The sequence below is a fragment of the Pelagibius litoralis genome (genome assembly GCF_011683915.1).
GTDB classification, from domain to species: Bacteria; Pseudomonadota; Alphaproteobacteria; order Kiloniellales; family Kiloniellaceae; genus Pelagibius; species Pelagibius litoralis.
Window position 1 is genome coordinate 44,316 of record NZ_JAAQPH010000029.1, and the last position, 11,969, is coordinate 56,284.

Genomic DNA, 11,969 nt, shown 5'->3' on the forward strand with positions numbered 1-11,969 from the left:
GAATGAACGCGGGACCGCCCGAAGGCTTTCGCTACCTGCCCGGCTACCTCTCGCCGGAACAGCAGGAAAACCTGCTCCCGGCACTGCGGGCGATCATCGCCGAGGCGCCACTCTACCAGCCGCGCATGCCGGGCAACGGCAAACCGATGTCGGTGCGCATGACCAATGCGGGCAGCCACGGCTGGTATTCCGACCCGGCGGCGGGCTATCGCTATCTGCGCGATCACCCGGCGACCGGAAAGGGCTGGCCGGCGATTCCCGAAGCCCTGCTGGCCATCTGGCGCGACCTGGCCGGCTATCCCGACGACCCGCAGTGCTGCCTGATCAATCTCTATCAGGGCCCCAAGGTGCGCATGGGTTTGCACCGCGACCAGGATGAGGAAACCTTTGAGGCGCCGGTGGTGTCCCTCTCGCTCGGCGACAGCGCCGTCTTTCGCATCGGCGGGCTGGCGCGGCGCGGCGCGACGTCATCGGTGAAACTGCACTCCGGCGACGCGGTGGTGCTGGCCGGGCAGGCAAGGCTGGCCTACCACGGCATCGACCGGGTTCTCGGCGGTTCCAGCAGGCTGCTATCCGAGGGCGGGCGCATCAATATCACCCTGCGCCGGGTGACTGTCTGAGCACCACTTTCGTCAGCCCGGACTTGATCCGGGGTCCATGGCAGCGGCAGCCCTGGTGTTTGCCGAAAGGCGTTCTTGCGAACCGGACAATGGATCCCGGATCAAGTCCAGGATGACCGTATGAACAGGTTGCGAGATCGGAATGCACCGAAGACGATCTAAGCCGAGGTGTCGACCTTGCTGCCCGGGCCGTCGTTACCAGGGGTATCGTCGTTGGAGGCATCGCCTTCCGCCTTGGCGGCACCTTCCTTGGGGCCGCCCTTGGAGATGCCCACCCGGGCCGGGCGCAGCAGGCGGTCGTGCAGGCGATAGCCGGTCTGGATGACCTGGACCACCGTACCGGCGGGTTTTTCCGGATCTTCCAGCTCGAACATCGCCTCGTGAAGATGCGGGTCGAGCTTCTCGCCCAGCGGTGCGATCGCGCGGATCTGATGGCGTTCGAAGACCGACATCAGCTCTTTCTGGGTCATCTGCACGCCAAGGCGCAGATTGCTCATTACCTCGCTCTCCGCCGCCATTTCCTCGGGCACGCTCTCCAGAGCACGCTGCAGGTTGTCGGCCACGCCCAGGAGGTCGCGGATCACCGGCACGGCGGCGTATTTCACACTGTCCTCGCGCTCGCGCTGGCTGCGGCGGCGGATGTTTTCCGTCTCCGCCATGGCGCGCAGGAGCTGATCCTTCAGCGAGGCGACCTCGCCCTCCAGAACCGTCACCGGATCCTCGTCCGGCGACAATGCAGCAGCGGATTCCAGGCCGGAGAGGTCGACCAGCGGCTCGTCACCCGTGATCGGGGCGTCTTCCGCCATGTCGTTCTGGGCGTCACGGGCGGCAGCCTCAGCCGCCTCCGCGCTTTCCGGGTTGGCCTTGTCTTGTTTCTTGTCGTCTTGCGCCATCACGGGACGGCTGCTCCTTTCAAACTATCGGGTATTTCTCTCAGCCGGCGAGGCGGCCGATCACTTTTGCGGTGTAGTCGACCATCGGGATGATACGGGCGTAGTCGATCCGGCTCGGACCGATCACGCCGATGGCGCCGACGATCTTTTGCTGCGAATTGCTGTAAGGCGCAATCACCATCGAACAGCCCGCTAGGCTGAACAGCTCATTTTCAGCACCGATGAAGATCTGCACACCCTCGGCACCGCCGGCCAGATCCAGCAGATTGACCAGCGCGTCCTTGGTCTCGAGCATGGCAAAGAGCTGGCGAATGCGCTCCAGATCCTCCAGCGCCGTCACGTCGCCCAGAAGCTGGGACTGGCCGCGCAGGATCAGGGCCCCGCTCTTGGTCCCGCCCTGGCTGCCCGACCAGCTGGCCAGGCCCCGTTCGATCACCCGCGACGTCAGGGTATCGAGCTCGGCGCGCTGCTGTTCCAGTTCTTTCAGAACCTCGCTCTGCGCCTCTTCCAGCGTCCGGCCGGTCAGGCGCGCCGTCAGGTAATTGCTGGCCTCCACCAGGGAAGAGGCGGGCAGCCCGGCGGGCACGTCGATGATGCGGTTCTCGACCACGCCGGAAACCGAGATCAGGACGACCAGCGCCCGGCCCGGCCCCAGCGACACGAACTCGATGTGTTTCAGCGGTTCGCCCAGCTTGGGCGCCACCACCAGCCCGGCACAGCGCGACAGGCCGGAAATGGTTTCCGATGCCTCTTCCAGCACCTCGGGAAAGGACCGGCCGTCAGCGGCGCACTGGCTTTCGATATGGGCCCGCTCGTCCTTGGTCAGGTTGCCGAGCTCCAGAAGCCCGTCGACGAACAGCCTGAGCCCCATATCGGTGGGCATGCGCCCGGCGGAGGTGTGCGGCGAGAACAGCAGTCCGAGATCTTCCAGGTCCGCCATCACGTTGCGGATCGTCGCCGGCGACAGCCCCAGCCCCAGGCTGCGCGACAGGGTGCGCGAGCCGACCGCCGCGCCGGTTTCCACATAGGCGTCGACGATATGCTTCAGCACCTCGCGGGAGCGCTCGTTGAGGCCCTTTGCCGCCAGGGATTCTGCCAGGGATCGTGCTGTCTCGTTCATTCTCTTGGAATGTAGTGAGCCCCACAGCAGGGGTCAACGCGCCGAAAGAGGGCGGGGCCCCCTGGATGCACTGCTGGATGCACCGCTGGACGTGCTGGGAACCTTAAGTTAGCTTGCCGCCGCTGAGGCGCCGGACCGCAGAGTCCGCCGCCATGACTTTCCGGATCAAGAGGCCGTTCCCAAAGGCCGTTTCATAAGGATTTTCCATGCGCCCTTCCGGCCGTGCCCTTGACCAGCTGCGAGAAATCCGGCTGGAAACCAACGTGAACAAACATGCCGAAGGCTCCTGCATGGCGCGTTTCGGCGACACCCATGTGCTCTGCACGGCCTCGGTTGAGGAAAACATTCCGCCCTGGCTGCGTAATTCGGGCCGCGGCTGGGTGACGGCGGAGTACGGCATGCTGCCGCGCTCGACCAACACCCGCAGCGACCGCGAGGCGGCGCGCGGCAAACAGAGCGGACGCACCCAGGAAATCCAGCGGCTGATCGGCCGGTCGCTGCGCGCCGTGACCAACCTGAAGGGCTTCGGGGAGCGGCAGGTGCGCATCGACTGCGACGTGATCCAGGCCGACGGCGGCACCCGGACGGCTGCGATCACCGGGGGCTACGTCGCCCTTCACCTGGCCTTCCAGCACATGAAAGACATCGGCGCCATCGAAGAGCTGCCGTTCACCGACCAGGTCGCCGCGGTTTCCTGCGGGATCTATCAGGGAAAAGAGGTCCTGGACCTGGACTATGCCGAGGATTCCAATGCCGCCGCCGATGCCAACTTCGTGCTGACCAAGGCCGGCGGCGTGGTCGAGGTCCAGGGCACGGCAGAGGACGTGCCCTTTCAGCGCAGCCAGTTCGATGAACTGCTGGATCTGGCGGAAAAGGGCGTCGCCGAACTCTGCGCCGCCCAGGCCAAGGCCCTGGGTCTGGCTTAGAACCCTTTGGGGGTCTAAAGCGGGCCGGTGCCGAAAAACAGCAAGCCGTCTCGAAGAGACAGGATTCAACGATGCGAAAACTCAATCCCGGCGACAAACTGGTCCTCGCCACCCACAACGCCGGCAAGTACCGCGAGAATGCCGATCTGCTGGCACCCTACGGCCTGGAGGTGCTGTCCGCCGGCGACCTGGGCCTGCCGGAGCCGGAGGAGACCGGCAGCACCTATAGCGAGAACGCGGTCCTGAAAGCCAAGGCCGCCTGCGAGGCGACGGGACTGGCCGCCATCGCCGACGATTCCGGCCTCGACGTGCCGGCCCTGGGCGGCAAGCCGGGCATCCACACGGCGCGCTGGGCCGGACCGGAACGCGACTTCAAACTGGCCATGGAAAAGGTTCACCGCGAACTGGGCGAGGCCACCGACCGCCGTGGATTCTTCGTCTGCAATCTCTCGGTGGTCTGGCCCGACGGCGAGACGGCCTCCTTCGAAGGGCGGATGGAAGGCAGCCTGGTCTGGCCGCCGCGCGGCGACATCGGTTTCGGTTTCGACCCGATGTTCCAGCCCAAGGGCTACGACCTGACCTTCGCCGAGATGGACCCGGCGAAGAAACACGCCATCAGCCACCGCGCCCTGGCCTTTGCGCAGTTGAAAAAGGCTTTGCTGGAAGCGGCATGACCCTGGAAGTGGCATAGTGGGCGCGGACGACAGCCTGGCGGAGGATCCCGGGTTCGGGGTCTATGTCCACTGGCCGTTCTGCAAATCCAAGTGCCCCTACTGCGACTTCAACAGCCACGTGCGCGAAAGTGTCGATCAGGCGCGCTGGCGCCGCGCCCTGCTCAGCGATCTCGACCACGCCGCCGGCCATAGCGCCGGACGCCGGGTCACCTCGATCTTCTTCGGCGGCGGCACGCCCTCGCTGATGCCGGCGCAAACCGTTGCCGCGGTGATCGAACGGATCGGCCGGCTGTGGAGCCTGGACCCGGCGGTCGAGATCACCCTGGAAGCCAACCCGACCTCTTCGGAAGCGGAGAAATTCGCGGCCTTCGCCGAGGCCGGGGTAAACCGCCTGTCGCTGGGCGTGCAGGCGCTGAACGACCGCGCGCTCGGCTTTCTGGGCCGCCAGCACAGTGCGGCCGAGGCCTTGGCGGCGCTGGATCTGGCACGCCGCAGCTTTCCGCGCATCTCTTTCGACCTGATCTATGCGCGCCCCGATCAGAGCCTGGGGGCCTGGCAGGCCGAACTGACCGAAGCCCTGGCGCTGGGGCCGGAGCATATCTCGCTCTACCAGCTGACCATTGAGGAGGGCACGGCTTTCCAGGCCGCCTGGCGCCGGGGCGAGATTGTCCTGCCGCCGGAGGCGGCGGCCGCGACGCTCTATGAGGAGACGGCCCGGCAACTCACCGAGGCCGGCCTGCCGGGTTACGAGGTTTCCAACCATGCCCGGCCGGGCGCGGAATGCCGCCACAACCTGACCTACTGGCGCTACGGCGACTACGCCGGGGTCGGTCCCGGCGCCCATGGCCGGCTGACCTGGGACGGAGTCAAGCACGCCACCCGCCAGCACCGCGCGCCGGAGCCCTGGTTGGACCTGGTGGAGAAACAGGGTCACGGCTGGCGCAGCAGCGATCCTGTGGCACGCTCGGAAAGCCTCATCGAACTGGTGATGATGGGACTGCGCCTTGAGAAGGGGATCCCGCGCGCCGCCTTCCAGCGGGTGCTGGGCGCCTCACCGGAAGAAGCGCTGCCGGTCGATCGTCTGGCAAAGCTCGAAGAAGAGGGCTACCTCACCCTGGACGCTGAGGGGCTGCGCGCCACCAACAGCGGCCGCCAGCGGCTCGACGCCCTGCTCGGCTATCTGCTCTAACTGTTTGATGTCGATCGGATTCACATGCTTTGGCGCAACCACGAAGTGGTTCCGTCAAAACATGATCCGATCTAGTTGATCTCTTGGCCGAAAGCCTGGGGCGCGGGATCGACCTCGCCGAAGACGTCAGGCTGCAGTTCCAGGATCGCCAGGCCCCGCTGGACCTGACCGTCGGGCAGGAAGCGGAAGATACCATCAATGCCGGAGAAACCGACCGGCTGGGTGATGCTCTCGGCGGTATAGATCAGAAAGGCGCCCTCGTTCCGGGCCCGCCGATCCAGGACCGCCGCCAGGGCCACCGCATCATAACCAAGGGAGGCGACCCGCGGCGGGGTGCGGCCATAGGCCTGGCGGTAGCGATTGCTGAAGGTGCGCCAGAGCGCCGGCGGCGGCGCCGGGAACCAGCTGCCCTTGAGGCTCGGCTCCTTACGCAGCGAGGGATCGTCCCACAAGGCGGTGCCGAGAAACCGCACCTCGTCCGGATCGACGTCGTAGTAGGCCAGCAGCGGCGCGACCGCGAGCAGTTGCCGCCCGCTGGCGGGAATCAGGATACCGTCGAAGTTCGGTGGACCCAGGGTTTCCAGGCCCCGCAGGCGGGCGAGCGCCCGCCGGGCGGCAGCGTCGTTGCGTGCATTCAGACTGCGCCTCTGGGCCTTCAAGGCCGCAGCGCGCTGATCGTAGTCGGACAGGGCGCGCACCTCGGCGGAAATGTCCGGCGAACCCGGGTCGAAAAACACCACCCGGCTAAGCTCGACCCCATTGCGGAAGATCGCCTCCTGAAACGACCGCACCACCGAGCTGCCATAGGGCGATTCCGGGGCCAGCACGGCGAAGCGCCGAACCCCTTGGACCACCGCATAGTCGACAATCCGATCGACCTGGGTGCGCGGCGTCACCCCCATGACGAAGGTCTGCGGGTCGGCGATATCGGTGTTGTTGGAAAAGGTGATGAGCGGCAGGTCGGTCTCGGCGAGCAGCGGCTTCACCGCCTCCACCGAAGTGGAAAACAGCGGTCCGAGAATCAGGGATACCTCTGCAGCCAGGGCGGACTCGGCAGCAGCGACCGCGCCTTCGCGGGTGCCGGCCGTGTCGCGCACCACCAGGGTGAAGCGATCGCCCGCCAGATCGAACAGGGCGAGCTGCGCGGCATTGAGAATGGACTGGCCGACCGTCGCGCGGCTGCCGCTCAGCGGCAGCAGAAGGCCGATCTTCACCGGCGCGTTCAACGCCTCCCGCGCTGCGGCCTCCGCCTCGTTCACGGCGGCCAGGCTGTCGTCGGGCGCGCCACCGGTCTCACCCGCCGACGGCGCCGAGGGCAGGCTGGGTGGTTGCACCTCGGGCTCGGCGGTGGGTACCTTGGAGCCGGCACAGGCCGACAGCGAAAGCGCCAGTCCGGCCAGCAGTAACAACCGCCACCCCTGCAAAACAGACTCAGCAATGAACCTTCGGTGCGGCCTGAATGTCAGCAAAATCAACGGATCACCCATCCTCTTCACGGAGCGCTGAGCCTAGCGAGGAGCCCAGGCGAAGTAAACCGCCGGAAAAGGGCGAGACCGCGGCAGCGGCCTCACTGCCTGCAGGCCTCTATCTGGTGGCGACGCCGATCGGAAATCTCGGCGACATCACGCTGCGGGCGCTGGAGGTGCTGCGCCGGGCCGGGCGCATCGCCTGCGAGGACACACGCACCACCCGCAAGCTGCTGAACGCCCACGGCATCGCCACGCGCACCAGCACCTATCATGATCACAGCGGGGAGCATGCCCGCGAAGCTCTGTTGCAGGAACTGCGCGACGGCGGCGCCATTGCCCTGGTGTCCGATGCCGGCACGCCGCTGGTCTCCGACCCCGGTTTCAAACTGGTGCGCGCCGCCCTGGCCGAAGGCCTGCCGGTGACCAGCCTGCCCGGAGCCTCCGCCCCCACCACCGCGCTGCTGCTGTCGGGCCTGCCCAGCGACCGCTTTTTCTTCGGCGGCTTCCTGCCGGCCAAGTCCGGCGCGCGCCGCAAGGTTCTGCAGGACCTGCGCAACCTGGAGGCCAGCCTGCTGTTCTTCGAGACCGCGCCGCGCCTGGCCGCCAGCCTGGCGGACATGGCCGCCGTGCTGGGCGAACGAGAGGCCGCCGTTGCCCGTGAGCTGACGAAGCTTCATGAAGAGGTGCGGCGCGCCAGCCTTGTCGAGCTCGCCGAACACTATGCCGCGGCAGGTCCGCCGAGGGGCGAGATCGTGCTGGTGGTGGCACCCCCCGGCGCGACGGCGGAGGAAAACGAAAGCGCCGACCTGGACGGCCAACTGCTGACCGCCCTGCAGCACGCCAGCCTGCGCGACGCCGCGGCCACGGTCGCCGCCGCCAGCGGCCTGCCCAAGCGCCAGGTCTATGCCCGTGCCCTGGAACTGGCCAAGCGCGGGGATGCGGATAAGGACGGCGGTTGACCGGCACCGGCGCCCGCAAACGCGAAAAACCCGGCAAGCGCCAAAAGCAGGGCGCCTACCGCAGGGGCCGCCGCGCCGAATGGATCGCCGCGGGCTGGCTGCGCCTCAAAGGCTATCGCATCCTCGCCCGGGGTTACCGCTGTCCCGTGGGAGAGATCGACCTGATCGCACGCCGGGGCAGCGTGCTGGCCTTCGTCGAAGTGAAACAACGCGGCCGGCTTGCCGCCGCGGCCGAGGCAATCTCGCCGCGCCAGCGCCGGCGGATAGGGCGCGCCGCAGAAGCGTTTCTGCAGGAGCGCCCGCAGCTCGCCGGCCTGTCTCTGCGCTTCGACGCCGTCCTGATCCAACGCGGCGGTTTCTCCTTGGCCGAGCCCTGGCTACGCCACGAAAAAGACGCCTGGCGAAGTGACACAGGATTGCCATATTAGGGGAGCAATGTCGCCCAAGTGATGCGAATCGCCGAGGGAATCCTGAATGACCGATCAAATCAAAAGCGCCGAAACGAAAGGCGCCGGGAAAACGATTCTGGCGCTGGCCGGGCTTGCCGTGGCCGCGCTGATGCTGGCCGGCTGCAGCGCCGCGGGTGTCGCCGTGGGGGCGGGCGCCGTGGGCGCCACCGCGGCACAGACCGAAAAAGGCTTTCGCCGCAGCGTCGCCGACACGGAAATCCGGCTGGCCATCAACGATCTCTGGTTTCAGGCCGACGAGCAGATGTTCCGCAAGGTGAACCTGCAGGTCCAGGAGCAAAGGGTCCTGCTGAGCGGCAACGTGCCGCGGCCGGAGCAGCGGGTCGAGGCGGTGCGCCTGGCCTGGCAGGCGCCCGGTGTGCGCGAGGTCATCAACGAGATCGTCGTGAACGACACCTCCAGCCTGGGCAATGCGGCCCGGGATTCCTGGATCTCCACACAGCTGGAGACGACGCTGCTGTTCGACAAGCAGGTCTCTTCGATCAATTATTCGATCGAAACCGTGAACCAGGCGATCTTCATCATGGGGGTGGCCCAGTCAGAGACCGAACTGGACCGCGTCGTCGGCCATGCCAAGGACATTTCCTATGTGCGTCGCGTGGTAAGCTACGTACTGTTGAAAGACGATCCGGCGCGTACATCCTGAAGCGCCGACGAAACGAAAGTGCCGAGAAGAAAGCCTGCCATGTCCGCCGAAACCAGCACCACCGCTCCGGCCATGGAAACCCCATCATGAGTTGGCCGCTGTGAACTGGTCTGCCGCCAGCAACCGCAAGGATGTGGAAAGCCGCCTGCGCCGGCTGGGCGGTACCGCGGATGCGGAGATCGACATCGCCCAGGCGGCGTTGCTGCTGGCGGCCCTGGAGCGGCCGCAGGTCAGCCTGGACCGCTACAATCATCACCTCTCGCTGCTGGAACGCGATACCGCGGCGCTGGCGGCGCGTCAGGGCGCAGCCGAAGACCTGACGGCCAGGATCGCGGTTTTGAACCAGGTCCTGGTGGAGCGCTACAGCTATCAGGGCGACCGGGAAAGCTATGAGGACCTGCGCAACGCCAACCTGATGCGGGTGATCGACCGGCGGCGCGGCCTGCCGGTTGCGCTGGGCATTCTCTATCTGCATGCGGCAAGATCCCAGGGATGGTCGATCGACGGGCTGAACTTCCCGGGCCACTTCCTGCTGCGCCTGGACCTGGCCGGCGAGCGCGCCATCATCGACCCCTTCAACAGCGGCCGGATCTGCGACGCGGCGGCGCTACGCGGCCTGGTCAAAACCCTGGCCGGCGCCGAGGCGGAACTGCGCCCGGAACACACCGACAGGGTCGGCAACCGGGATGTCCTGCTGCGCCTGCAGAACAACATCAAACTGCGGTTGATCCGGCAGGAGCGCAGTGGCGATGCCCTGGAAGTCATCGAGACCATGCTGATGTTTGCGCCGGACCGGCCGGCGCTTTGGAAGGAAGCGGGTATTCTTCACGCCCACCTGGACAACATGCGCGCCGCCATCATGGCCTTCGAACACTATCTGGAACTGGCGGGACCGGAGCCGGACCGGCAGTCTATCGCCGACCTGCTGCACCAACTGCGCAACCAATTGAATTAGGGGAACAAGAGTATGAGCCTGGCGGTTGCCATTCAGATGGACCCGGTCGAGACCATCGATATCGAGGGGGACAGCTCATTCGTGCTGGGCATGGAGGCGCAGCGCCGCGGCCACGGCCTCTATCACTACCTGCCGCAGGACCTCAGCCTGCGCGACGGGCGGGTCTATGCCCGCATGCACCCGCTTGCGCTGCGCCGGGAAGCGGGCAACCACGCCAGCCAGGGCGCGCCCCAGAGCATCGACCTGGCGACCATGGACGTCGTGCTGATGCGCCAGGACCCGCCCTTCGACATGGCCTATATCACCGCCACCCATCTGCTGGAGCACGTCCATCCGGAGACCCTGGTGGTCAACGACCCGGTCCACGTGCGCAACGCGCCGGAAAAGCTTTTCGTCACCCATTTTCCCGACCTCATGCCGCCGACCCTGATCACCAGCGACCGCCGGGAGGTCGAGGCCTTTCGCGCCGAGCATCAGGACATCATCGTGAAGCCGCTGTTCGGCAACGGCGGGGCCGGCGTGTTCCACATCGAACCGGGCGACGAGAACCTCTCCGCCCTGCTGGAACTCTTTACCGATCTCTACCGCGAGCCGATCATCGTGCAGAAGTACCTGCCGGCGGTGCGCAGCGGCGACAAGCGCATCATCCTGATCGACGGCCGCCCGGCCGGGGCCACCAACCGGGTGCCGCCCCCGGGCGAGGCGCGCTCCAACATGCATGTCGGCGGGCGGCCGGAAAGTTCGGAGCTCAGCAAGCGGGACCTGGAAATCTGCGAGGCCATCGGCCCGGCCCTGAAGGAACGCGGGCTGATCTTCGTCGGCATCGACGTGATCGGCGGCTACATGACCGAGATCAACGTAACCTCGCCGACCGGCCTGCAGGAAATCAACCGCTTCGACGACGTCTGCCTGGAAGCGGAAATCTGGGACGTCATCGAAAGCCGCTACGGCAGCAGCCACCTTACGCCGAGCGTCTAGAGCAGGTCCCGGTGGGATGGAATCGCTTTTGCGATCCATTCGACCGGGTGAATCTGCTCTAACTGCTTGATGGTGATCGGATTCACATGTTTTGGCGCAACCACGAAGTGGTTCCGTCAAAACATGATCTGGTCTAGGTGACCGGCATGGCAAGGCAGATGCCGGGGCCGCCGCTGTCGTCGTCGTCGATCAGCATCACGCCGGATGTGATGAAGGTCAGGCGCAGCAGCCGGGCGCTTCCCGGTTTCAGGGTGCAGTGGCCGAGTTCGAAATTGCAGAGGGTGATGTAGTGGACGCCGCTGCGTTCGGAGAGTTCCTCGCGGCTCCATTGCAGCATGGCGCGCGCCGCGCGGCACTGCCTGCCGGTAATCAGCGGCGGCTTCGGCGGATGGTGGCCCGTCCGGTCGCTGTTGTCGCCGGTGATGTCTTCGGGGGCACTGTTGTCGGGGCCTGATTGTTTCGGGAAGGCGAATCCGTGATAAGGCTGTCCTTAGCCATGGCCTGACTCCTCTAGCAGTCGGGTTGCGGTCAGGCGCGGGCGGGTGTGCTATCACCCGTTTGCGCCGCTAATAAGTACTTTTTTATATCATATAATCGAAAAACAAACTTATGTCACCTTGTTTCCGCAACCTTGACGTTGAGAACTTCCTGCCTAAAGTTGCGCCATGACTCCCGCCCAATGCCGCGGTGCCCGCGGCTTACTTGATTGGACACAAGAAGAGCTAGGCGACGCCTCCGGCGTTTCGACGGCGACCGTACGGGCCTTTGAGCACGCCACACGCCCGCCGAACCGCTCCACGGTGAAAGCCCTTGGGTTCGCGCTCGAAGCTGCGGGCATTATCTTCATTGAGGAGAATGGTGGCGGTGCCGGGGTGCGCCTGCGCGACCGCGCCGACTAGCTCTCGTTCCTCATCGCATCCCCACAGCCGTCATGCTCGGGCTTGTCCCACTGGTGTCCGGTTTAGATTTGGTGGACTGAGCGCACGGTGTTGATTCTACTGGTGTCCAAGCGTTTGGCGACGTCCTGGGACACGAGAAAGGAACAACACCGTGCGCCACCACAATAGCGTTTT

At 65.9% G+C, this 11,969-nt stretch carries 14 protein-coding genes; 10 read left to right on the plus strand and 4 right to left on the minus strand.

Translation table 11 applies throughout. The features are described 5' to 3' along the window. Positions 1 to 2 precede the first annotated feature (2 nt). On the plus strand, positions 3 to 620 hold the full coding sequence (locus HBA54_RS25690) for an alpha-ketoglutarate-dependent dioxygenase AlkB family protein (protein ID WP_167230542.1): 618 nt from the start codon (positions 3 to 5) through the stop codon (positions 618 to 620). Between the two features lie 158 nt (positions 621 to 778). Here the strand turns inward: HBA54_RS25690 and grpE are convergent, their stop codons facing one another. Both grpE and hrcA read right to left on the minus strand, forming a co-directional pair. Beyond that, positions 779 to 1,513, minus strand: a complete 735-nt coding sequence (gene grpE / locus HBA54_RS25695) for a nucleotide exchange factor GrpE (RefSeq protein ID WP_167230545.1) — start codon at positions 1,511 to 1,513, stop codon at positions 779 to 781. Positions 1,514 to 1,553: 40 nt separating this feature from the next. Continuing rightward, on the minus strand, positions 1,554 to 2,633 hold the full coding sequence (gene hrcA / locus HBA54_RS25700) for a heat-inducible transcriptional repressor HrcA (protein ID WP_167230548.1): 1,080 nt from the start codon (positions 2,631 to 2,633) through the stop codon (positions 1,554 to 1,556). Between the two features lie 206 nt (positions 2,634 to 2,839). Here hrcA and rph point away from each other — a divergent pair, with 206 nt between their 5' ends. From rph to hemW, 3 genes are all read left to right on the plus strand, one after another. Beyond that, complete coding sequence (gene rph, locus HBA54_RS25705) at positions 2,840 to 3,559, plus strand: ribonuclease PH (RefSeq protein WP_167230551.1); 720 nt, start codon at positions 2,840 to 2,842, stop codon at positions 3,557 to 3,559. Between the two features lie 71 nt (positions 3,560 to 3,630). Then, entirely contained in the window at positions 3,631 to 4,233 is a 603-nt protein-coding gene (gene rdgB / locus HBA54_RS25710; protein WP_167230556.1) for an RdgB/HAM1 family non-canonical purine NTP pyrophosphatase, read from the plus strand. A 16-nt stretch (positions 4,234 to 4,249) separates the two neighbouring features. Beyond that, complete coding sequence (gene hemW, locus HBA54_RS25715) at positions 4,250 to 5,422, plus strand: radical SAM family heme chaperone HemW (RefSeq protein ID WP_322096120.1); 1,173 nt, start codon at positions 4,250 to 4,252, stop codon at positions 5,420 to 5,422. A gap of 71 nt (positions 5,423 to 5,493) precedes the next feature. Here hemW and HBA54_RS25720 read toward each other — a convergent pair whose 3' ends face one another. Further along, complete coding sequence (locus HBA54_RS25720) at positions 5,494 to 6,831, minus strand: penicillin-binding protein activator (protein ID WP_167230559.1); 1,338 nt, start codon at positions 6,829 to 6,831, stop codon at positions 5,494 to 5,496. 182 nt (positions 6,832 to 7,013) lie between these two features. Between HBA54_RS25720 and rsmI the strand changes: the two genes are divergently transcribed. The 5 genes from rsmI to gshB all read left to right on the plus strand — a co-directional run bounded on the left by rsmI (position 7,014) and on the right by gshB (position 10,896). Continuing rightward, positions 7,014 to 7,850, plus strand: a complete 837-nt coding sequence (gene rsmI / locus HBA54_RS25725) for a 16S rRNA (cytidine(1402)-2'-O)-methyltransferase (protein ID WP_322096121.1) — start codon at positions 7,014 to 7,016, stop codon at positions 7,848 to 7,850. Continuing rightward, positions 7,847 to 8,278, plus strand: a complete 432-nt coding sequence (locus HBA54_RS25730; RefSeq protein WP_167230565.1) for a YraN family protein — start codon at positions 7,847 to 7,849, stop codon at positions 8,276 to 8,278. Before rsmI ends, HBA54_RS25730 begins: the two co-directional genes overlap by 4 nt. A 46-nt stretch (positions 8,279 to 8,324) precedes the next feature. Further along, positions 8,325 to 8,963, plus strand: coding sequence for a BON domain-containing protein (locus tag HBA54_RS25735; protein WP_167230568.1), 639 nt, complete (start codon positions 8,325 to 8,327; stop codon positions 8,961 to 8,963). Positions 8,964 to 9,063: 100 nt separating this feature from the next. Continuing rightward, the gene (locus HBA54_RS25740; RefSeq protein WP_322096122.1) at positions 9,064 to 9,918 is read left to right on the plus strand and encodes a SirB1 family protein; all 855 of its coding nucleotides are present in this window, start codon (positions 9,064 to 9,066) and stop codon (positions 9,916 to 9,918) included. 12 nt (positions 9,919 to 9,930) lie between these two features. Beyond that, positions 9,931 to 10,896, plus strand: a complete 966-nt coding sequence (gene gshB, locus HBA54_RS25745; RefSeq protein WP_167230571.1) for a glutathione synthase — start codon at positions 9,931 to 9,933, stop codon at positions 10,894 to 10,896. 133 nt (positions 10,897 to 11,029) lie between these two features. On the opposite strand, the gene HBA54_RS25750 is transcribed toward gshB, so the two are convergent. Further along, positions 11,030 to 11,233 (minus strand): hypothetical protein, encoded by a 204-nt coding sequence (locus tag HBA54_RS25750; protein ID WP_205944917.1) that lies wholly within the window; start codon positions 11,231 to 11,233, stop codon positions 11,030 to 11,032. A gap of 328 nt (positions 11,234 to 11,561) precedes the next feature. On the opposite strand from HBA54_RS25750, the gene HBA54_RS25755 reads away from it, so the two are divergent. Next, positions 11,562 to 11,795: a helix-turn-helix domain-containing protein gene (locus HBA54_RS25755; protein WP_167230574.1), complete on the plus strand. Its 234-nt coding sequence runs from the start codon at positions 11,562 to 11,564 to the stop codon at positions 11,793 to 11,795. Positions 11,796 to 11,969 lie beyond the last annotated feature (174 nt).

Excerpts from the sequence above, each read along its gene's own strand:
- rdgB (WP_167230556.1), top strand. The coding sequence starts at position 3,631 with ATGCGAAAACTCAATCCCGGCGACAAACTGGTCCTCGCCACCCACAAC.
- HBA54_RS25690 (WP_167230542.1), top strand. The coding sequence starts at position 3 with ATGAACGCGGGACCGCCCGAAGGCTTTCGCTACCTGCCCGGCTACCTC.
- hrcA (WP_167230548.1), bottom strand. The coding sequence starts at position 2,633 with ATGAACGAGACAGCACGATCCCTGGCAGAATCCCTGGCGGCAAAGGGC.
- HBA54_RS25735 (WP_167230568.1), top strand. The coding sequence starts at position 8,325 with ATGACCGATCAAATCAAAAGCGCCGAAACGAAAGGCGCCGGGAAAACG.
- HBA54_RS25755 (WP_167230574.1), top strand. The coding sequence starts at position 11,562 with ATGACTCCCGCCCAATGCCGCGGTGCCCGCGGCTTACTTGATTGGACA.
- HBA54_RS25750 (WP_205944917.1), bottom strand. The coding sequence starts at position 11,233 with ATGCTGCAATGGAGCCGCGAGGAACTCTCCGAACGCAGCGGCGTCCAC.
- rph (WP_167230551.1), top strand. The coding sequence starts at position 2,840 with ATGCGCCCTTCCGGCCGTGCCCTTGACCAGCTGCGAGAAATCCGGCTG.
- gshB (WP_167230571.1), top strand. The coding sequence starts at position 9,931 with ATGAGCCTGGCGGTTGCCATTCAGATGGACCCGGTCGAGACCATCGAT.
- grpE (WP_167230545.1), bottom strand. The coding sequence starts at position 1,513 with ATGGCGCAAGACGACAAGAAACAAGACAAGGCCAACCCGGAAAGCGCG.